This is a genomic window from Streptomyces sp. NPDC017890, assembly GCF_044328675.1.
Lineage (GTDB): Bacteria > Actinomycetota > Actinomycetes > Streptomycetales > Streptomycetaceae > Streptomyces.
In genome coordinates this window covers 110,505-129,168 of record NZ_JBIRHU010000022.1, presented here as the reverse complement: position 1 = coordinate 129,168, position 18,664 = coordinate 110,505, and the positions used below count along the sequence as shown (strand labels likewise).

Below are 18,664 nucleotides of genomic sequence, written 5' to 3'. Positions count from 1 at the left end.
CGCCTGGTCCGCGGGGGTGTTTCCGGGCGTTCCGACGAGTAAGCTGTATCGACTGCGTTCGGACCTTACTGATGCGTCTGAGCCGCTACTGAGCCGTTCCCGGAGATCTCGTTGCCCAGCCCCTACCGCGCCCTGTTCGCCGCCCCCGGCTCCAAGAGCTTCTCCACCGCGGGTTTCCTCGGCCGGATGCCACTGTCGATGATGGGCATCGGCGTGGTGACGATGATCTCCCAGCTCACCGGCCGGTACGGACTGGCCGGCGCCCTGTCGGCCACCATCGCGCTGGCCGCCGCCGTGGCCGGACCGCAGGTCTCCCGCCTGGTGGACCGGTACGGCCAGCGACGGGTGCTGCGCCCGGCGACCCTCGTGTCGCTCGCCGCGGCGGCCGTGCTGCTGCCGGCCGCGCACTACGGGTGGCCGGACTGGGTGCTGTTCGTCGCCTGCGCCGGCATCGGCTGCGTGCCGAGCCTCGGTGCGATGGTCCGGGCCCGCTGGGCGGCCCTGTACCGGGGCACCCCGCAGCTGCACACCGCGTACTCCTTCGAGTCCGTGGTGGACGAGATCTGCTTCATCTTCGGGCCGATCATCTCCATCGGCCTGTCCACGGCCTGGTTCCCGGAGGCCGGGCCGCTGCTCGCCGCGTGCTTCCTGGCGACGGGCGTCTTCTGGCTGACCGCCCAGCGCGCCACCGAGCCGGAGCCGCATCCGCGCGAGCACAAGGGCGGCGGCACCGCGATCAGCTCCCGAGGGCTCCAGGTCCTGGTCGCCACGTTCATGGCCACGGGGACGATCTTCGGTGCCATCGACGTGGTCACCGTGGCCTTCGCCGAGGAGGAGGGGCACAAGGCCGCCGCCAGCCTCGTCCTCGCCCTGTACGCGGCGGGGTCGTGCACGGCGGCCATGATCTTCGGGCTGCTGCGCTTCGCCGGACCGCCGGAACGTCGCTGGCTGCTGGGCGTCTGTGCGATGGCCGTGAGTATGATCCCCCTCCTACTGGTCGGAAACCTGCTGTTTCTGGCCGCGGCGCTGTTCGTTGCGGGTCTGTCCATCGCTCCCACGATGATCACGACGATGTCCCTCATCGAAGAGCACGTACCACGCACGCAGCTCACCGAGGGCATGACCTGGGTGAGCACCGGCCTCGCGGTCGGCGTCGCGCTCGGCTCCGCCGCGGGCGGCTGGGTGATCGACGCCTCCGGGGCGCGTGCCGGGTACGCGGTTCCGGCGGTGGCCGGGGCCGTCGCGGCCGCGGTCGGTTTCCTCGGGTACCGCCGGCTCGAACGGCCGGCTCCGCGTCGGGGAGGGACCGTTGGGCAGCACACGCACGGCGAGCGGGATGACGAGCGGGAAGAACGGCACATGGCGTAACTGGGGCGGCAACGTCTCCGCACGCCCCGCGCGGGAGGTCGCTCCCGCCTCCGTCGAGGAACTGGCCGAGGCCGTTCGCAGGGCGGCCGAGGAGGGACTGCGGGTCAAGGCCGTCGGCACCGGGCACTCCTTCACGTCCATAGCCGCGACGGACGGTGTGCTGATACGCCCTCAGCTGCTGACCGGCATCCGCACCATCGACCGCGCCGCCATGACGGTCACGGTCGAGGCCGGCACACCGCTCAAAAGGCTCAACCTTGCCCTCGCGCGCGAGGGCCTGTCGCTGACGAACATGGGCGACATCATGGAGCAGACCGTCTCCGGGGCGGCCAGCACCGGCACCCACGGCACGGGCCGCGACTCGGCCTCGATCGCCGCCCAGATCCGGGGCCTGGAAATGGTCACGGCGGACGGCTCGGTGCTGACCTGCTCCGAGCGGGAGAACCCCGAGGTCTTCGCCGCCGCCCGGATCGGCCTGGGCGCGCTGGGCGTCGTCACCGCGATCACCTTCGCCGTGGAGCCGATCTTCCTGCTCACGGCCCGCGAGGAACCGATGCCGTTCGATCGTGTCCTCGCCGAATTCGACGAACTGTGGGCCGAGAACGAGCACTTCGAGTTCTACTGGTTCCCGCACACCGGCAGCACCAACACCAAGCGCAACAACCGCAGCGCCGGCCCCGAACAGCCGGTGGGGCGGCTCCAGGGCTGGTTCGAGGACGAGTTCCTGTCCAACGGTGTCTTCCAGGCGGCCAACCGGGTCGGCCGCGCGGTGCCCGCCGTCATCCCCGCGATCTCCCGGATCTCCAGCAGGGCGCTGTCCGCGCGGACGTACACGGACACCCCCTACAAGGTCTTCACCTCTCCGCGCCGGGTGCGCTTCCTGGAGATGGAGTACGCCGTTCCGCGCAAGGCCGTCGTCGAGACGCTGCGCGAACTGAGGGCGATGGTCGACCGGTCACGGCTGCGGATCAGCTTCCCGGTCGAGGTGCGCACGGCCCCGGCCGACGACATCGCGCTGTCCACGGCTTCGGGCCGCGACAGCGCGTACATCGCCGTCCACATGTTCCGGGGCACGCCCTACCAGGCGTACTTCACCGCCGCCGAGCGCATCTTCACGGCGCACGAAGGCCGGCCGCACTGGGGCAAGATCCACACCCGGGACGCCGAGTACTTCTCCCGGGTGTATCCGCGCTTCGCCGAGTTCACGGCGCTGCGGGACCGTCTTGACCCTGACCGTCTGTTCCGGAACGACTACTTGCGCCGGGTTCTGGGGCCGTAGCCGAGGCGTCGGGGGCCGGGCTCGCGGCGTCGCCGGAGCCGTCCTCCCCGGTGGCGTCCGGGGTGGACGTCGGGCCGGTCGCCGTACCGCCGTCCTCCCCGGGGGCACCGCCCGGCGACGTGCTGCCGTCGGCGCCGCTCGGGGTCCCGGACGGGGTGGCCGCCGGGGTCTCGCCGCCTGAGCCGGAGTCCCCCGGGTCACCCGCTCCGCCGGATTCCTGGGGATCTTCGGATTCCTGGGAATCGCCGGACCCGCCGGAATCGCCCGACCTCCCCGGATCCGACGCGGACTCGTCGTGCCCGGAGAAGGCGCTGCCGACGGTGGTGCTGTGACCGCCGCCCAGACTCTCGCCGGAGGCGACTTCGTAGGCCGTGATCCCCCCCATGGTCACGCCGAAGACGAGAGCCGCGGCGACCAGCGGGCGCTTCCAGCCCCTGGTCCGTGCGCGGTACACGGTGCCCTCGGTGAACTCGCCCGGGACCGCCGCCGCTCGTCCGTCGGCACCCACGGCACCCACGGGGCGCTTCACCCGGAGCTGCTCGCCGGTGCGCTTGAAGAAGTGCTGGAGGACCGAGCCTCCGCAGGTGGCGATGACGCTGATCAGGCCGGCCCCGAGGATCGTGCCGTACACGCCGAAGGAGGAGGCGAGTTTGGCGGCCACCACCGCCGCCAGGGCGCTGCCCGCGACCTGGGGCACGCTCAGGTCGATTCGCTTGGACTTCACCTCCGTACGCACATCCGCCTCGCCTGCATCATCGGGCTTTTCACGCATCCCCGGACCTTGCCTGTCTTTCCCGTACGTGATCGATCAACTGCACGAGAAAGGGACGAGTGGACGAAACCATTAGTTCCGTTTCTGGTGATTCCGTGAAGTACGCCACGTCCGAGATCGCGGAAATCGCACCAGGGGCGGCCAAGCGCCACCTGTTGTCAGAAGTTGGGCGGCGCGCCCATCCACGCACGTGGTCCGAATGGAGTACTGTTGCGAGCCCTGGGCCCGGGCTCCCGACAGGGAACTCCGGACCTTGAAGGACCGCCGGGAGGGGGCTAGTTGCACAGGGTGACAGAATCGGTCACTTAAGGTTGCAAATGGGTAACCGTGCCATAACGGCGATCCAGGGCCCGTGCCCGACACGCCGGGCAACTCGGCAAGGTTGTGGCAGGCTGCACCCGGGCAGGTCACACTCGACAGAGCGGAAGCAGCGACGCACGTGACGTCGGCAGGCACCACCCGGGAGGTCCCCATGCCCGAACTGCGTGTCGTGGCCGTCTCGAATGACGGCACACGGCTGGTGCTGAAGGCTGCGGACAGCACGGAGTACACGCTTCCGATCGACGAGCGGCTCCGGGCCGCCGTGCGCGGCGACCGTCCCCGCCTCGGCCAGATCGAGATCGAGGTGGAGAGTCATCTCCGCCCCCGCGACATCCAGGCGCGTATACGTGCCGGCGCGACCGCGGAAGAGGTCGCCCAGATGGCCGGCATCCCCGTCGACCGCGTACGGCGCTTCGAGGGGCCCGTGCTGGCCGAGCGCGCCTTCATGGCGGAGCGGGCCCGCAAGACCCCCGTCCGCCGCCCCGGCGAGAACTCCGGTCCGCCCCTCGGCGAGGCCGTCCAGGAGCGGCTGGTGCTGCGCGGCGCCGACAAGGACACCGTCCAGTGGGACTCCTGGCGCCGCGACGACGGCACCTGGGAAGTCCTGCTGGTCTACCTGGTCGCGGGCGAGCCCCACTCGGCGAGCTGGACGTACGACCCGCCCCGGCGGCTCGTCCAGGCCGTCGACGAGGAGGCACGCGCGCTGATCGGCGAGTCCGACGACCTCGCCGCACCCGAGCCCAGCTTCCCGTTCGTCCCGCGCATCGCCCGGCTGCCGCGCGACCGGCCGCTGGACCGCACCCTCGACCGGGAGCAGCGGGAGCGGCCGAGCCTGCCCCCGCCGCCGTCCGAACCCGCCGAGGAGACCGCGGTCACCGCCTCGGCCGAACGTGAACGCGACTCGCTGACCAGCCTGCTCGAGGCGGTACCGAGCTTCCGGGGCGACCTGGTGGTACCCGAGCGCGCTCCGGAACCCGCGGAGGAGCCTGTCGAGGAGCCCGAGGTGGAGGAGCCGCCGGCCCCCGCGGCGTCGGCCGGTTCCGCCTACGCCGACGTGCTCATGCCGCGCTCCGTGGCCAGCCACCGCGACCGCCTCACCGGCTCCACCGACCGCCAGGCCGAGGCCGACGGCGTCCGCCCCGGCCGCCGGGCGGCGGTGCCCAGCTGGGACGAGATCGTGTTCGGGACGCGGCGGAAGAAGCAGGAGTAGGCGGGATCCGACGTAGGAGGCCGGGGGCCGCACTCGCGTGGGTGCGGCCCCCGGTTCTTTTCGCCGAGCCCACTGAGTGGTGGGGTCCCCGGGCGATGGGCCCCACTGCGACCGCGGTTCACGGCCCCTGCCCGGTCCCGGCCACCATGGCCCTGACCGTTCTGCTCCGAGCCGATCCCCACCGCTCACGACCCGGCCCCCTGCGTCGTCGCCGACCCCGCTCCGAGCCGGCCTCACCTGCTCACACCCCGGCCCGGCACGCGCCCCCCGACGGCCTACTGCGGGTCCGGTCCCACCGCGACCGGTCGGCCCGGGTCCGAGGACCACTCCGACCACGAACCCACGTACAGCGCCGCCGGAATGCCCGCCACCGCCAGCGCCAGCACCTCGTGGGCGCCCGACACGCCCGAGCCGCAGTACACGCCGACCTCGCCGTCCTCCGTGGCCCCCAGGGTCTTGAAGCGCGACCGGAGTTCGTCGGCCGGCAGGAAGCGGCCGTCCGCCGCCACGTTGTCCGTCGTCGGCGCGGACACGGCGCCCGGGATGTGGCCGCCGACCGGATCGATCGGCTCCACCTCGCCCCGGTACCGCTCCCCCGCCCGGGCGTCGAGCAGCAGCCCGGACCGGGCCAGTGCGGCGGCACCGTCGGCGTCGAGCATCCCCGCCGCCCCCGGCTCCGGCGTGAAGTCGCCCTCCGCGGGAGTGGGGACGTCCGTCGCCAGCGGCTCCTCCCAGGCCGGCAACCCGCCGTCGAGGACCCGCACGTTCGGGTGACCCGTCCAGCGCAGCAGCCACCAGGCGCGGGCCGCCGCCCACCCCTGCCCGCCGTCGTACACGACGACCGGCCGGCCGGACGACACGCCCGCCCGGCGCATCGCCGCACCGAACTCCGCCACATCGGGCAGCGGATGCCGGCCGCGCGCGCCGGGCGCGGAGGCGAGTTCCCTGTCCAGGTCGACGAAGACGGCACCGGGAAGGTGCCCGGCCGCGTACTCGGCCCGGCCGTCGAACGGCGCGGCGCCGGCCGCCCTGGCCGTGCTCAACTGCCAGCGGACATCGAGCAGGACCGGCGGGTTCACGCCCGCCAGTTCGGTCACGAGTTCGGGTGCGGAAATGATGGCGTTCATGGCCCCATCCTGGCGTACCGAGTGGCCGCGGCGCCGTTGTCGGGCTACTCTGCCCGCCGGACAGTACCGATCACGAGGCGTACGGGTTCGGGCACATGCTGTATCACCCGGGCAGCCGGGCTGACCCACGGTCACGCCCGAACCACGCGGTCCCGGGTCCGGGTCCGGTGCCGGCACCGGCGCGAAGGTCCGTCAGACCGGTATCCGTCAGAGCGGAAGCGGACGCACGGCCCGCGGAGGGCCGAGAAGAGAGTGACGATGACCGACGCACGGCGGTCGACCGGCCGGGACGGCGAGACGAACGCCCGGCACACGCCCGGCACACCCTGCTGGGTGAGTCTGATGGTGCACGGACCGGCCGCGACCCGGGAGTTCTACGGAGCGCTGTTCGGCTGGGAGTTCCAGCCCGGTCCGCAGCAACTGGGGCCCTACGCACGGGCCCTGCTCGACGGGCGTGAGGTAGCGGGCATCGGCCAACTGCCCCCGGACCGGCAACTGCCCCTCGCCTGGACCCCGTACTTCGCCTCCGACGACGTCGACCGGGCGGCCGAAACGGTACGCCTGTGCGGTGGCACGATCGGCGTGGGCCCGCTCGACGCGGGCGAGGCCGGCCGCCTGGCCATCGGATCCGACCCGTCGGGCGCCGTCTTCGGCATCTGGCAGGCGGCGGGGCACCTCGGCACGGCCGTCACCGGCGTGCCCGGCACACCGGCGTGGAACGAGCTGATGACCTTCGAGTCGGCGAACGTCGCCAAGTTCTACGAAACCGTGTTCGGCTTCGAGCTGGTGCCGGAGGTCTCCGCCGACTTCGACTACGTGACCCTGCGCCTCGACGGCCGCCCCGTCGCCGGCATCCACGGCCTCGGAGGCGCCCTGCCCCGCGACCGGGGGCCGCACTGGGTGACGTACTTCGAGGCGGACGACGTGGAGGAGTCCCTGGAGCGCCTCACCGACCTGGGCGGCCATGCCGTCAAACCCGTCCAGGACACTCCCCACGGCCGGGTGGCGATGGTGGCGGATGTGGAGGGGGCGCGGTTCGCGCTGGTGCAGCGCGAACGCGCCGGCGTGCGGGAAGAGTGAGGCCTGCGGGAGTCACTGGAGCTCGTCGAAGGATTGCTGGGATCACAAAGCCCTGCCGGTTGCTTTCGGGCGGCAGGGCTCTCGTGCGCAGGCTCGGACGGCACCGGTCGAGCGCCGTTGCGGTCCTGCCCCGACCGTCCGCGTCGTCCGCAACGGCCGTCGGACGGGGACGGGTACCGTCTCCTGGAGTGCGTCGGGGCCGATCAGAGCGGCGATGAGGCGGCAGACGGGGTTCGGCGGGCCAGGTCGTGAAGCCGTCGGTGAGGACGATGACGACGGTGGTGCGGTCGCGTGCCGCGAGAGCCGGTTCGATACCGAAGGGCGCTGCGTTCGATGCCGAGTGCGCTGCCGCCGGTGCAGGGTTCGTCACCCCAGGTCTCCGCGGGCGGGCGGCATCCTGGCACCGACGATTCGGGCGGCACGCCTCAGTCGGACGACACCGGAAGCACGTCGGGGGACAGAGCCGCGGCGTGGGCCGCGGCGGCCGTCATCCGGCGCCGGTGGTGCCGGCGGCACAGCACCTCGTAGCCGACCTCGTCCAGGGACCGGTCGACGTCGCCGACGACCACCTGGGCGCCCTCGACGACCATGACGCCGCCCACGGTGCGGGCGTTGTGCGTGGCGCGTGCCCCGCACCAGCACAGGGCCTCGACCTGGAGGACCTCGACGCGGTCGGCGAGTTCGACCAGGCGCTGGGAGCCGGGGAACAGCTTGGAGCGGAAGTCGGTGGTGATGCCGAAGGCGTACACGTCGACGCCGAGGTCGTCGACCACACGCGCGAGCTGGTCGATCTGGTCCGGCGCCAGGAACTGCGCCTCGTCCGCGATCACATAGTCCGCGCGTCCGCCCTGAGAGAGGTGGTCGACGAGGTGGGCGTACAGGTCCTGCCCGTCCTCGACCTCCACCGCGTCGGTGACGAGGCCGAGGCGTGAGGAGAGCTTGCCCTCGCCCGCCCGGTCGTCGCGGGTGAAGATCATGCCGGCCAGGCCGCGTGCCGAGCGGTTGTGCTCGATCTGGAGAGCCAGTGTCGACTTCCCGCAGTCCATCGTTCCGGAGAAGAACACCAGCTCGGGCATGAGGGGTTGAGCACCTTTCGGCAAAGAGGTCGGGGTTCGCGGGGGGTGGGTCAGGTGCGGACTTCGAGCAAGGGGACGAGCTGCTCGGCAGGGGTCATCGACCCGTGGTTGCCGACCATCGACGACTCCTTCGGCTCCCGCTCGGAGGCGATGAGCAGGACGTCGTCCCGCGCGGCGGCGACCACGTCGCCGATGCGGTCGTACACCCGGTCGTCGATGCGGGGGCCGAACCAGCCCGCCGCGATCGCCTCGTCCCGCGAGGCCACCCAGAACTGCTCGCCGAGCACCTCGCGCCAGCAGGTCAGCACGTCGTTGTGCGCGCCGGGGACGGCGTACACGTGCCGGGCGCGGCCCTCGCCGCCGAGGAGGGCGACGCCCGCCTTCAGCTCCCAGTCCTCGTCGAAGTCGATGCGGTGGTCCTCGTCGAAGGGCACGTCGATCATGCCGTGGTCGGCGGTGACGTACAGGGCGCTGCGCGGCGGGAGCTGCTCGGCGAGGCGCTGGACGAGCCGGTCGACGTGCGCGAGCTGGCCGCGCCAGGTGTCGGAGTCGACGCCGAAGCGGTGTCCGGCGCCGTCAACCTCGGCGTAGTAGGTGTAGACGAGGGCGCGGTCGGCGCGGGCCAGCTGCTCGGCGGCGCAGTCCATGCGGTCCTCGCCGGACAGGCGTCCGTGGAATTCACCACCACTGAGCGCGACTTTGGTCAGCGGGGTGCTCGCGAAGGTCGGGGAGGAGACCTGGGCGGCGTGCACGCCCGCCTCGTGGGCGAGGCTGAAGACGGTGGGGTACGGCTGCCAGGGGCCCGGCGGGGTCCACGGCTGCCAGCGCAGCTGGTTCATCAGCGCGCCGGTGGCCGGGTCGCGCACGGTGTAGCCGGGCAGCCCGTGGGCGCCCGGCGGCAGACCGGTGCCGACGGAGGCGAGGGAGGTCGCGGTGGTCGCCGGGTAGCCGGCGGTGATCGGGCGTCCGGTGCCGCCGCGTGAGCTGCTCAGCAGCGAGGTCAGGAAGGGGGCGTCCTCCGGGTGCGCCCGCAGCTGCTCCCAGCCGAGACCGTCGATCAGGAAGACGCAGTTCCGGTCGGCGGGGGTCAGCTCCGTGATCCCGGCGGTCATGCCGGGGACGCCGAGGCCGGCGGCCAGGGTGGGCAGCAGGTCGGCGAGCGAACCGGTGCCGTACTCGGGCACGGGGGCGGAGTCGACGGGGAGGGGTTCCGGCTCGGTGTCCCAGGCGGTGTGCTGCACCATCAGCGGGAGGTGTCCGCGGTCGCCTCGGAGAGGGCCTGGGCGAAGGTGAGCGCCTGGCGCACCGTCTCCGGACCGTCTCCGGCCTCGCTGACGCGCAGGCTGAGGTCGTCGGCCGTCGAACTGCCCGTGTAGCCGTGGTCGGCCTCGCAGTTGGGGTCGCCGCAGGCGGCGGGCTCGAGGTCGAGGCGGGAGACGGCGCCCCAGCCGATGGTCAGCACGATCTCGCGGGGCAGCGTGCCCGGCTTGTACTTCTCCGGGTTGGCGACGACGCGGCTGACGACGATGGACGAGATCCGGCCGAGCTTGACGGACTCCGTGGACGTCGTGGCGTACGGCGTCGGGGAGGTGTCGTCGGCGGCCTGCTCGTCGGTGTGGCTGACGATGAAGCGGTTGCCGGTGAGCACGAGCACGGTCACGTGCCGGCGCACCTCGTTCTGGTCGAACGTCGTCTCCTGGTGGACCAGGTACGACCGGACGGGCTCGCCGCCCACGGCGGCCTCCACCGCCTCGGCCACGAGGGCCGGGTAGTAGCCGCTGCGCTCGATCGCCGCTCGCAGCCCCTGGGTCGTCGTACTGGTCTTGGCCATGCCGTCCATCCTACGGGGGCGCACTGACTGCGCGGGACGCTCGTGCGGGACCCGTCCCGGGGCGCGGGCGGTCAGTACGCCGGCAGGGTCCGCGGGCCGAGGTCGTCCCTGGCGGGAGGGGGCGCGAGGCGGACGGCGGCGCCGAGGACGCTCAGGCCGCGCGGGGCGACGACGACCGGTTCCAGGGTGACCGCGACGACCTCCGGGTGGTCGTCCACCAGCCGGGAGACCCGCAGCAGCAGTTCCTCCAGGGCGGAGCTGTCGACCGGGGCCGAGCCGCGCCAGCCGAAGAGGAGGGGCGCGGTGCGGATCGAGCGGATGAGCGAGGTGGCCTCCCGGTCGGTGACCGGGATCAGCCGGTGCGCCATGTCGCCGAGCAGCTGCGTGGCCGCTCCGGCCAGACCGAAGGAGAGCGCCGCGCCCGCCGCCGGGTCGATGACCGCCCGTACGACCGTGTCGACGCCGCGCGGGGCCATGCCCTGCACCACCGGGCGCAGCTCCTCGGGCTTCCCGAACAGCTCGGCCAGCTCGGCGTACGCCCGGCGCAACTGCTCCTCGTCCGCGAGGTCCAGGCGTACGCCGCCCAGGTCGGCGCGGTGGCGCAGGTGCGGGGCGGTGGCCTTGAGGGCGACGGGGTAGCCGATGGTCCGCGCGGCGGCGACGGCGTCGTCGGGGGTGGCGGCGGGCAGGGCGCGGTGCACGTGGATGCCGTACCTGCCGAGCAGGTCGCAGGTCTCGTGCGTACCGAGCGTGAGCCCCTGGCCGCGCGCGAGGTGTCCGGATATCAGCTCGGCGGCGCCCTTCTCGTCGATGTCCTCGTACTCCGGCACCTTGCCGGGGTCGGCGGCGTCCCGTCGCCACTGGGCGTAGGCGACGGCCTGGGCGAGGGCGCGGACGGCGCGTTCGGCGGCGGGGTAGGCGGGGATGAGGTGGGCTCCTTCCGGGGCCCGGACGGTGGGCGACCGCTGTGCCGGGGCGGCGGATACGGCCTCCTCGGCGGGCTCGGGAGCGATCTTCACCGCTGCGCAGCCCGCCGGGGTACCCGGCTCGGCCTGCGGTGCCGTGCTCGCCGCCGGGGTACCCGGCTCGGCCTGCGGTGCCGTGCTCGCCGCCGCGGACAGGGCTTCCGCCAGGCCGCCCAGCTCCACGTGGACCACGAGGACCGGCTTGGCGGGCACCCCGGCCGCCGCCGACCGCAGGGCTTCCGCCAGCACCGCGTCTCCCACCGGCCCCTCCCCCACCGTCGGGATGGCGGTCACCACCACCGCGTCGCACGTGTCGTCGGCCAGGGCCCGGGACAAGGCCGCGTGGAAGTCGCCCGCAGAGGCGGCCGTGGTCAGGTCCAGGGGAGGGTGCGGCCGCAGCCCCTCGGAGAGGCAGGCGTCGTACGTCAGCAGCCCCAGTGATTCCGAGTTCCCGAGGATCGCCACCCTCGGTCCGGCGGGCAGCGGCTGGCGGGCGAGCAGCAGACCCGCGTCGACCAGGTCGGTGATGGTGTCGACCCGGATCACGCCGGCCTGCCTCAGCAGCGCGGAGACCGTCGCGTGCGGCAGCCGCGTCGCCCGTACGGCGTGTCCCTGGGGCGCCACGCCGCCGTGCCGGGCGCCCTGCACCACGACCAGTGGTTTGACGGCCGCCGTACGCCGGGCCAGGCGGGTGAACTTGCGCGGGTTGCCGATGGACTCCAGGTACATCAGCGCGACGTCCGTCTCCGGGTCGTCGTACCAGTACTGAAGGACGTCGTTGCCGGAGACGTCGGCCCGGTTGCCGGACGAGACGAAGGTCGACACACCGGTGACGCCGGTGACTCCGCCACCGCGCCGGTGCAGCCGGGACAGCAGGGCGATGCCGATGGCGCCGGACTGGGCGAACAGGCCGATCCGGCCGGGGCGCGGCATCTCGGGGGCGAGGGAGGCGTTGAGCCGCACCTGCCGGGAGGTGTTGATGATCCCGAAGGCGTTGGGCCCGATGATCCGCATGCCGTACGTACGCGCGTGCCGCACGAGTGCGCGCTGGCGCTCGCGTCCCTCGGAGCCGCTGTCGGCGTATCCGGCGGAGACCACGACCAGGCCCTGCACCCCGTGCTCGCCGCACTCGGTGACGACCTCGGGGACGTGCTCGGCGGGCACGGTGACGACGGCCAGGTCGACGGAGCCGTCGATGTCGCGCACCGAGCGGCGCGCGGGCACCCCGTCCAGCTCCGGCCCGTCCTCGGGGAACGCCTTGTTCACGGCGTACAGCCGGCCGGTGTAGCCCGCGTCCCGGATGTTGCCGAGGATGCTGCGGCCGACGCCGCCGGGTGCGCGGCCGGTGCCGATGACCGCCACCGAGCCGGGCTGCAACAGCCGCTGGACGGAGCGCGCCTCCGCGCGGTGCTCGCGCGCGTACTGCACGGCGAGCGAGCGGTCGGTGGGTTCGAGGCCGAACTCCAGGCGGACCACGCCGTCCTCGAAGCTCCGCTTCTGGGTGTACCCGGCGTCCATGAACACCTTGATCATCTTGGTGTTGGCGGGCAGCACCTCGGCGGCGAAGCGGCGGATGCCGCGCTCGCGGGCGACGGCGGCGATGTGCTCCAGCAGCGCGGAGGCGACGCCGCGCCCCTGGTGGGCGTCCTGGACGAGGAAGGCGACCTCGGCCTCGTCGGCCGGTGCGGAGGCGGGCGTTCCACCGGAGCCGATCCGGTCGTAGCGTACGGTGGCGATGAACTCGCCGCCGATGGTGGCCGCGAGTCCCACCCGGTCCACAAAGTCGTGGTGCGTGAAGCGGTGGACGTCCTTGGCGGACAGGCGAGGGTACGGCGCGAAGAAGCGGTAGTACTTCGACTCGTCGGAGACCTGCTCGTAGAAGCTGACCAGGCGCTCGGCGTCATCAACGGTGATGGGGCGGACGCGCGCGGTGCCGCCGTCGCGCAGCACCACGTCGGCCTCCCAGTGGGCGGGGTACTCGTGCCGGTCCGACGAGGTCTGCATGGGCCCCAGAGTACGGCTCGCGTACGACAACGGCGCGAGGCAGTCTGTGGAGGACGGAGCCCGGACCGAGGCCGCGGTCCGGCGACCACGTGGGAGGCGCACGGCGTCGTCCCGGCACGCTTCACGATGTGGGAAACTGGTCTAGACAAGACTGGTCTAGACAACATGAACCCCTGATTACCTGAAGGGCAGCATCACATGGCTGAGCGCCGCGTCAACGTCGGCTGGGCCGAGGGTCTCCACGCCCGCCCCGCCTCCATCTTCGTCCGAGCCGCCACGGCCACAGGCGTCCCGGTGACGATCGCCAAGGCCGACGGCTCCCCCGTCAACGCGGCCTCCATGCTGGCCGTCCTCGGCCTCGGCGCCCAGGGCGGCGAGGAGATCGTCCTCGCCTCCGACGCCGAGGGCGCGGACGCCGCCCTGGAGCGGCTGGCGAAGCTGGTCTCCGAAGGACTCGAGGAGCTTCCCGAGACCGTCTGAGCCGTCTGAACCGTCTGAACCGACCGTCTGACGGACAGCGGCACCGAAAGGCCCGCCCGGGACCACCGGGCGGGCCTTTTCAATTCCTTTTCCGCTTCGCTCTCGCCCAGGCATCCGGACAGGCACGCCGGTACACAGGCGCGTATTCGGGCAGCAGAAAAACAGCCCCCGAATTACTTCCTCTTTGTATACGGCCCCCGTGTTAAGCCCGCAGGCTCGGCGTGTTTACGGGACGTTGCGATTCCCTCACGCGGCGATTCGCTCACCCGCCTCGTCCGTTCGCCTTCTGAGGCGAATCGCAGCCGGTGTCCCGGCTTCGACCTCTCGGTGTGCAGCGCCATGAGCGCCCGCGCGCGCTCGCTGTCACCCCGGGCCACCGCATCGACGATCGCGCCGTGCTCCGCCCAGTACTCCACGGGTCCGGCCGGCGCTTCCACGATGTACATCCAGGCGATCTTGTGGCGCAGCTGGGTCAGCAACGCCGTCAACGAGGGGCTGCCCGCGGCCTGGGCGAGGGTGTCGTGGAACCAGCCGCCCAGGGAGCGCAGATCCTCGCTGTTGCCCTGCCTGGCGCGCTCCTGACCCAGCCTGACCAGTCCGCGCAGCACCTTGAGGTGGACCTCGGTGCGGCGCCGGGCGGCCCGGGAGGCGCCGAGGGGTTCGAGGAGCGTGCGGGTCTCCAGCAGGTCGGCGGCCTCCTGCTCGGTGGGTTCCGCCACGCACGCGCCCGCGTGCCGCCGGGTCACCACGAAACCTTCGGCCTCCAGCGTGCGCAAGGCCTCACGGACCGGGACGCGGGAGACTCCGTAGCGGCGGGCGAGCAGTTCCTCGGTGAGCCGGCTGCCGCGCCCGTGTACGCCGGCGACGATGTCGTCCCGGATCGCCGTGCACACCGAGTGCGCCGGAATACGCATGCCCGACCTCCGCCTTAATCCCCGTGAAACGTCGACGATTGACGCGTGTGCAGTGACTCTAGGCCAATCGAGCGGATATTCCGACGGCCAGGCGGATTTCATGGGCATCTTTTGGACAGCGACGGCCTCTGGACCGCGTACGGAAATGCGAATGCCCCGGCTCGTGAGCCGGGGCATTCGCATTTCCGTACCGTCCGTCGTCAGACGTTCACGCCGTGGGAGCGGAGATAGGCGACCGGGTCCAGGTCCGAGCCGTACTCGGGGCTCGTACGGGCCTCGAAGTGCAGGTGCGCTCCGGTGACGTTGCCGGTGGCACCGGAGAGGCCGATCTGCTGACCGGGGGCGACCGCCTGGCCGACCGAGACGCCGATGGAGGACAGGTGGCCGTACTGCGTGTACGTGCCGTCGTGCATCTTGATCACGACCTGGTTGCCGTACGCCCCGCCCCAGCCGGCCTCGACGACGGTGCCGACGCCGACCGCGTGCACAGGGGTGCCGCTCGCGGCGTGGAAGTCGATGCCGGTGTGGCTGCCCGAGGACCACAGCGAGCTGCCGGCCTGGTAGGCGGTGGAGACGTAGGAGGCGGTGATCGGCGACACGAAGGTGTTGAGGCGCTTGCGCTCCGCCTCGCGTGCGGCGCGTTCCTTGGCCTCGCGCGCCTCCTCGGCCGCCTCGGCGGCCCGCTCGCGTGCGGCCTCCTGGGCCGCCTCACGGGCGGCGGCGTCCAGCGCGGCACGCTTCTGCGCGGTGGCCTGGGCGTCGATCTCGTCGGCTACGGCGTCCCCGATGGTGACGACCGGGGTGAGTCCGCTCTGCTCCGCCTCGGACTCGGCGGCGAGCGCCGGAGCCGCGAGGGTGCCGACGACGCCGGTGGTGGCGAGGGCCGCGACACCCGCCGCGCGGGCGGTGGTGCGGTGCATCCGGCTGGGACGGCGGTGCTTACCGGTGGCGCGCGTGAACGCCATGTAGAGGCTGGTCCTTTCCTTCCCTCTCGCCTACCGGGTTAGCTGACGGGTTCGGAGCAGGAAGGTCTCCTACGGACCCCCTCGCTGCACGCGCGGGCGTCCGATTCACCCCAGGGACTGCGATGGGTCCCCGGCTCCCCTGGCTCGCGCCGTACGGGGACTCGGCGATGACTGTCCGGTGCCGCGGGTGCGGCGCACTGCCTGACGAACAGCCCGGACGACGCTAAACGTGGTGTCTTCAATCCTCAAACGCAACAGGCTTTTTGTAGCGCACGCCACAGGGCAGACGGTCAGCCACTCCCTCAATTCGGACAAATGGCGGCCCTGGTGACACTGTGGTCACCAGGGCCGCCACGCGCGCGTGCCGCTACTCGGCCGCCACGACGGTCACTTCACCGATGCCCAGGGCCTCGACGGGCTCCTTGATCTGCGCCGCGTCGCCGACGAGGACCGTCACCAGACGGTCCACCGGGAAGGCGTTCACGACCGCCGCCGTGGCCTCCACGGTGCCCGTGGCGGCGAGTTGGCGGTAGAGCGTGGCCTGGTAGTCGTCGGGCAGGTGCTGTTCGACCTGGTCGGCCAGCGTGCCCGCCACGGCCGCCGCCGTCTCGTACTTCAGCGGCGCCACACCGACCAGGTTCTGCACGGCGACGTCGCGCTCGGCGTCGGTGAGCCCGCCCTTCGCGACCTTGCGCAGCACCGTCCACAGGTCCTCCAGTGCGGGACCGGTGTTGGGGGTGTCGACGGAGCCGCTGATGGCCAGCAGGGCGGCCCCCGTGCCGTCGGGCGCCGAACGCAGGACCTGCGCGAACGACCGCACACCGTAGGTGTAGCCCTTCTCCTCGCGCAGGACGCGGTCCAGGCGCGAGGTGAGGGTGCCGCCGAGGCAGTAGGTGCCGAGCACCTGGGCGGGCCACACGCGGTCGTGCCGGTCGGAGCCGGTTCGGCCGATCAGCAGCTGCGTCTGGACGGCTCCGGGGCGGTCCACGATGACGACCCGGCCCCTGTCGTCGGCGGTCACCGGGGGCACGGGACGCGGCTCGGCGGCGGAGCCGGTCCACGCGCCCAGCGTGTCGCCGAGCAGCGCGTCGAGGTCGACGCCGGTGAGGTCGCCGACGACCACCGCGGTGGCCGTGGCGGGTCGGACGTGCTTCTCGTAGAAGGCGCGTACGGCCGCGGAGTCGATGCTCGCGACCGTCTCCTCCGTTCCCTGACGCGGGCGCGACATGCGCGTCCCGGCCGGGAAGAGCTCCTTGTAGAGCTCCTTGGCCGCGCGACGGGCGGGGTTGGCCAGCTCGTGCGGGATCTCGTCGAGCCGGTTGCGGACCAGCCGCTCGACTTCGCTGTCCGCGAACGCGGGCGCCCGGAGGGCGTCGGCGACCAGGCCGAGGGCCTTGGCGAGGCGCGAGACGGGCACTTCCAGGCTCAGCCGGACGCCGGGGTGGTCGGCGTGTGCGTCGAGGGTGGCGCCGCAGCGCTCCAGCTCGGCGGCGAACTCCTCGGCGGAGTGCTTGTCGGTGCCCTCGGAGAAGGCACGCGCCATGATCGTGGCGAGGCCGTCGAGGCCGGCCGGTTCGGTGTCGAGGGGCGCGTCCAGATTGACCTCGACAGCGACGACCTGCTGGCCGGGGCGGTGGCAGCGCAGCACGGTGAGGCCGTTGTCGAGGCTGCCGCGCTCCGGGGCCGGAAACGCCCACGGCTTGGGCTCGCCGGCCTGCGGCTGCGAGTGGAATTCCATGGTGGCGAGCTCGGTCACTTGGCCGCCTCCTCGTTCTCGTCGGTGGCGTTCGTGTCGGCGTCGTCGGCGGGCGCGGTCGGCTCGTAGACGAGCACCGCGCGGTTGTCGGGGCGCAGGCGGGCCTTGGCGACCTCCTGGACCTCCTCGGCCGTCACCTCGAGCACCCGCTGTACGGCGGTGAGGGCGAGCTGCGGGTCGCCGAACAGGACGGCGTACCGGCACAGTTCGTCGGCGCGGCCCGCGACCGTGCCCAGGCGGTCCAGCCACTCGCGCTCCAACTGGGCCTGGGCGCGCTCCATCTCCTCCGGCGTGGGGCCCTCCTCGGCGAACCGGGCGAGCTCCTCGTCGATGGCGGACTCGATGACCGGCACCTCGACGTCACCGGACGTCTTCACGTCCAGCCACCCCAGGGAGGGCGCTCCGGCGAGCCGCAGCAGGCCGAACCCGGCGGCGACGGCCGTGCGGTCGCGGCGTACCAGCCGGTTGTACAGGCGGGAGGACTCGCCTCCGCCGAGGACGGTGAGGGCCACGTCGGCCGCGTCGCACGCGCGCGTGCCGTCCTCCGGCAGGCGGTAGGCCGCCATCAGGGCGCGGGCCGGGACCTCCTCCTCGACGATCTCGCGCAGCTCGCCGCCCATGACGTCGGGCAGCGAGCCGTCCCGGGGGGCCTGCTTGCCGTCGTGCGAGGCGATGGAACCGAAGTACTTCTCGATCCAGGCGAGCGTCTGCTCGGGGTCGATGTCGCCGACGACCGACAGCACGGCGTTGTTCGGCGCGTAGTAGGTGCGGAAGAACGCGCGCGCGTCCTCCAGCGTCGCCGCGTCCAGGTCGGCCATCGAGCCGATCGGCGTGTGGTGGTAGGGGTGGCCCTCCGGGTAGGCGAGGGCGGTCAGCTTCTCGAAGGCCGTGCCGTAGGGCACGTTGTCGTAGCGCTGCCGGCGCTCGTTCTTGACGACGTCCCGCTGGTTCTCCATCGACTCGTCGTCCAGGGCGGACAGCAGGGAGCCCATGCGGTCGGCCTCCAGCCAGAGGGCGAGCTCCAGCTGGTGGGCGGGCATGGTCTCGAAGTAGTTGGTCCGCTCGAAGCTGGTGGTGCCGTTGAGCGAGCCGCCCGCGCCCTGCACCAGCTCGAAGTGGCCGTTGCCCTTGACCTGGGCGGAGCCCTGGAACATGAGGTGCTCGAAAAGGTGAGCCAGGCCGGTACGCCCCTTGACCTCGTGGCGCGAGCCGACGTCGTACCAGAGGCACACCGCCGCGACCGGGGTCAGGTGGTCCTCGGAGAGCACCACGCGCAGGCCGTTGGCCAGGCGGTGCTCGGTCGCTGTCAGGCCGCCGGAGCCTGCCTGGGCTGTGGCCGTGTGACCCATGGGCATGTACGTCCCTTCGATCGCGAAATCCTTGGTGGTGACACTTGGTCGGATCACTTGGTGGATCATCGGGCGGAACTGCGGAATTCCGCCGATCCTTCCGATCCTGCCACTGTATGCAAGCGTGCGGGACGCCGGTGGAGTTCCCGGACGTCGTACGCCGAGAG

The 18,664-nt window shown here is 72.3% G+C and carries 15 protein-coding genes and 1 riboswitch; of the genes, 5 read left to right on the top strand and 10 right to left on the bottom strand.

The genetic code is table 11. The features are described 5' to 3' along the window. Positions 1-111: 111 nt before the first annotated feature. A complete protein-coding gene (locus ACH4F2_RS27285) occupies positions 112-1,368 on the top strand; it encodes an MFS transporter (protein ID WP_398135389.1) in 1,257 nt (418 codons plus the stop codon). After that, the gene (locus ACH4F2_RS27280; RefSeq protein WP_398135405.1) at positions 1,337-2,647 is read left to right on the top strand and encodes a D-arabinono-1,4-lactone oxidase; all 1,311 of its coding nucleotides are present in this window, start codon (positions 1,337-1,339) and stop codon (positions 2,645-2,647) included. The genes ACH4F2_RS27285 and ACH4F2_RS27280 overlap by 32 nt, the downstream gene beginning before the upstream one ends. Here the strand turns inward: ACH4F2_RS27280 and ACH4F2_RS27275 are convergent. Further along, positions 2,571-3,419 carry a hypothetical protein gene (locus ACH4F2_RS27275; protein WP_398135388.1) on the bottom strand — a complete coding sequence of 283 codons (849 nt, stop codon included), beginning with the start codon at positions 3,417-3,419 and terminating at the stop codon, positions 2,571-2,573. The genes ACH4F2_RS27280 and ACH4F2_RS27275 overlap by 77 nt on opposite strands. A 472-nt stretch (positions 3,420-3,891) precedes the next feature. On the opposite strand from ACH4F2_RS27275, the gene sepH reads away from it, so the two are divergent. Then, complete coding sequence (sepH, locus tag ACH4F2_RS27270) at positions 3,892-4,950, top strand: septation protein SepH (protein ID WP_398135387.1); 1,059 nt, start codon at positions 3,892-3,894, stop codon at positions 4,948-4,950. Between the two features lie 275 nt (positions 4,951-5,225). On the opposite strand, the gene ACH4F2_RS27265 is transcribed toward sepH, so the two are convergent. Next, entirely contained in the window at positions 5,226-6,077 is an 852-nt protein-coding gene (locus ACH4F2_RS27265; RefSeq protein WP_398135386.1) for a sulfurtransferase, read from the bottom strand. A gap of 258 nt (positions 6,078-6,335) precedes the next feature. On the opposite strand from ACH4F2_RS27265, the gene ACH4F2_RS27260 reads away from it, so the two are divergent. Then, positions 6,336-7,157, top strand: a complete 822-nt coding sequence (locus ACH4F2_RS27260; RefSeq protein WP_398135385.1) for a VOC family protein — start codon at positions 6,336-6,338, stop codon at positions 7,155-7,157. A 425-nt stretch (positions 7,158-7,582) separates the two neighbouring features. Here ACH4F2_RS27260 and ACH4F2_RS27255 read toward each other — a convergent pair whose 3' ends face one another. The 4 genes from ACH4F2_RS27255 to ACH4F2_RS27240 all read right to left on the bottom strand — a co-directional run bounded on the left by ACH4F2_RS27255 (position 7,583) and on the right by ACH4F2_RS27240 (position 13,033). Continuing rightward, positions 7,583-8,233: a thymidine kinase gene (locus ACH4F2_RS27255; RefSeq protein WP_398135384.1), complete on the bottom strand. Its 651-nt coding sequence runs from the start codon at positions 8,231-8,233 to the stop codon at positions 7,583-7,585. Between the two features lie 50 nt (positions 8,234-8,283). Continuing rightward, positions 8,284-9,477 carry an alkaline phosphatase family protein gene (locus tag ACH4F2_RS27250; RefSeq protein ID WP_398135383.1) on the bottom strand — a complete coding sequence of 398 codons (1,194 nt, stop codon included), beginning with the start codon at positions 9,475-9,477 and terminating at the stop codon, positions 8,284-8,286. Then, positions 9,477-10,073 carry a DUF5998 family protein gene (locus ACH4F2_RS27245; protein WP_398135382.1) on the bottom strand — a complete coding sequence of 199 codons (597 nt, stop codon included), beginning with the start codon at positions 10,071-10,073 and terminating at the stop codon, positions 9,477-9,479. Before ACH4F2_RS27245 ends, ACH4F2_RS27250 begins: the two co-directional genes overlap by 1 nt. A gap of 62 nt (positions 10,074-10,135) precedes the next feature. Beyond that, entirely contained in the window at positions 10,136-13,033 is a 2,898-nt protein-coding gene (locus ACH4F2_RS27240) for a GNAT family N-acetyltransferase (protein ID WP_398135381.1), read from the bottom strand. Between the two features lie 198 nt (positions 13,034-13,231). On the opposite strand from ACH4F2_RS27240, the gene ACH4F2_RS27235 reads away from it, so the two are divergent. Next, positions 13,232-13,513: an HPr family phosphocarrier protein gene (locus ACH4F2_RS27235; RefSeq protein ID WP_053138275.1), complete on the top strand. Its 282-nt coding sequence runs from the start codon at positions 13,232-13,234 to the stop codon at positions 13,511-13,513. Between the two features lie 173 nt (positions 13,514-13,686). On the opposite strand, the gene ACH4F2_RS27230 is transcribed toward ACH4F2_RS27235, so the two are convergent. The 4 genes from ACH4F2_RS27230 to ACH4F2_RS27215 all read right to left on the bottom strand — a co-directional run bounded on the left by ACH4F2_RS27230 (position 13,687) and on the right by ACH4F2_RS27215 (position 18,503). Beyond that, positions 13,687-14,427, bottom strand: coding sequence for a GntR family transcriptional regulator (locus ACH4F2_RS27230; protein WP_398135380.1), 741 nt, complete (start codon positions 14,425-14,427; stop codon positions 13,687-13,689). Positions 14,428-14,627: 200 nt separating this feature from the next. After that, complete coding sequence (locus tag ACH4F2_RS27225; protein ID WP_398135379.1) at positions 14,628-15,392, bottom strand: M23 family metallopeptidase; 765 nt, start codon at positions 15,390-15,392, stop codon at positions 14,628-14,630. A gap of 12 nt (positions 15,393-15,404) precedes the next feature. After that, positions 15,405-15,569: riboswitch (cyclic di-AMP (ydaO/yuaA leader) on the bottom strand. Positions 15,570-15,759: 190 nt separating this feature from the next. Further along, the gene (locus ACH4F2_RS27220; protein ID WP_398135378.1) at positions 15,760-17,148 is read right to left on the bottom strand and encodes a M16 family metallopeptidase; all 1,389 of its coding nucleotides are present in this window, start codon (positions 17,146-17,148) and stop codon (positions 15,760-15,762) included. Further along, positions 17,145-18,503 (bottom strand): M16 family metallopeptidase, encoded by a 1,359-nt coding sequence (locus ACH4F2_RS27215; RefSeq protein WP_398135404.1) that lies wholly within the window; start codon positions 18,501-18,503, stop codon positions 17,145-17,147. The genes ACH4F2_RS27220 and ACH4F2_RS27215 overlap by 4 nt, the downstream gene beginning before the upstream one ends. Between the last annotated feature and the right edge of the window lie 161 nt (positions 18,504-18,664).

What these genes read in the sequence shown, in the direction of transcription:
- ACH4F2_RS27215 (WP_398135404.1), bottom strand. Translation starts at nt 18,503, where the DNA reads ATGCCCATGGGTCACACGGCCACAGCCCAGGCAGGCTCCGGCGGCCTG.
- ACH4F2_RS27245 (WP_398135382.1), bottom strand. Translation starts at nt 10,073, where the DNA reads ATGGACGGCATGGCCAAGACCAGTACGACGACCCAGGGGCTGCGAGCG.
- ACH4F2_RS27260 (WP_398135385.1), top strand. Translation starts at nt 6,336, where the DNA reads ATGACCGACGCACGGCGGTCGACCGGCCGGGACGGCGAGACGAACGCC.
- ACH4F2_RS27230 (WP_398135380.1), bottom strand. Translation starts at nt 14,427, where the DNA reads ATGCGTATTCCGGCGCACTCGGTGTGCACGGCGATCCGGGACGACATC.
- ACH4F2_RS27240 (WP_398135381.1), bottom strand. Translation starts at nt 13,033, where the DNA reads ATGCAGACCTCGTCGGACCGGCACGAGTACCCCGCCCACTGGGAGGCC.
- ACH4F2_RS27255 (WP_398135384.1), bottom strand. Translation starts at nt 8,233, where the DNA reads ATGCCCGAGCTGGTGTTCTTCTCCGGAACGATGGACTGCGGGAAGTCG.
- ACH4F2_RS27275 (WP_398135388.1), bottom strand. Translation starts at nt 3,419, where the DNA reads ATGCGTGAAAAGCCCGATGATGCAGGCGAGGCGGATGTGCGTACGGAG.
- sepH (WP_398135387.1), top strand. Translation starts at nt 3,892, where the DNA reads ATGCCCGAACTGCGTGTCGTGGCCGTCTCGAATGACGGCACACGGCTG.
- ACH4F2_RS27250 (WP_398135383.1), bottom strand. Translation starts at nt 9,477, where the DNA reads ATGGTGCAGCACACCGCCTGGGACACCGAGCCGGAACCCCTCCCCGTC.
- ACH4F2_RS27225 (WP_398135379.1), bottom strand. Translation starts at nt 15,392, where the DNA reads ATGGCGTTCACGCGCGCCACCGGTAAGCACCGCCGTCCCAGCCGGATG.
- ACH4F2_RS27265 (WP_398135386.1), bottom strand. Translation starts at nt 6,077, where the DNA reads ATGAACGCCATCATTTCCGCACCCGAACTCGTGACCGAACTGGCGGGC.
- ACH4F2_RS27280 (WP_398135405.1), top strand. Translation starts at nt 1,337, where the DNA reads ATGACGAGCGGGAAGAACGGCACATGGCGTAACTGGGGCGGCAACGTC.
- ACH4F2_RS27235 (WP_053138275.1), top strand. Translation starts at nt 13,232, where the DNA reads ATGGCTGAGCGCCGCGTCAACGTCGGCTGGGCCGAGGGTCTCCACGCC.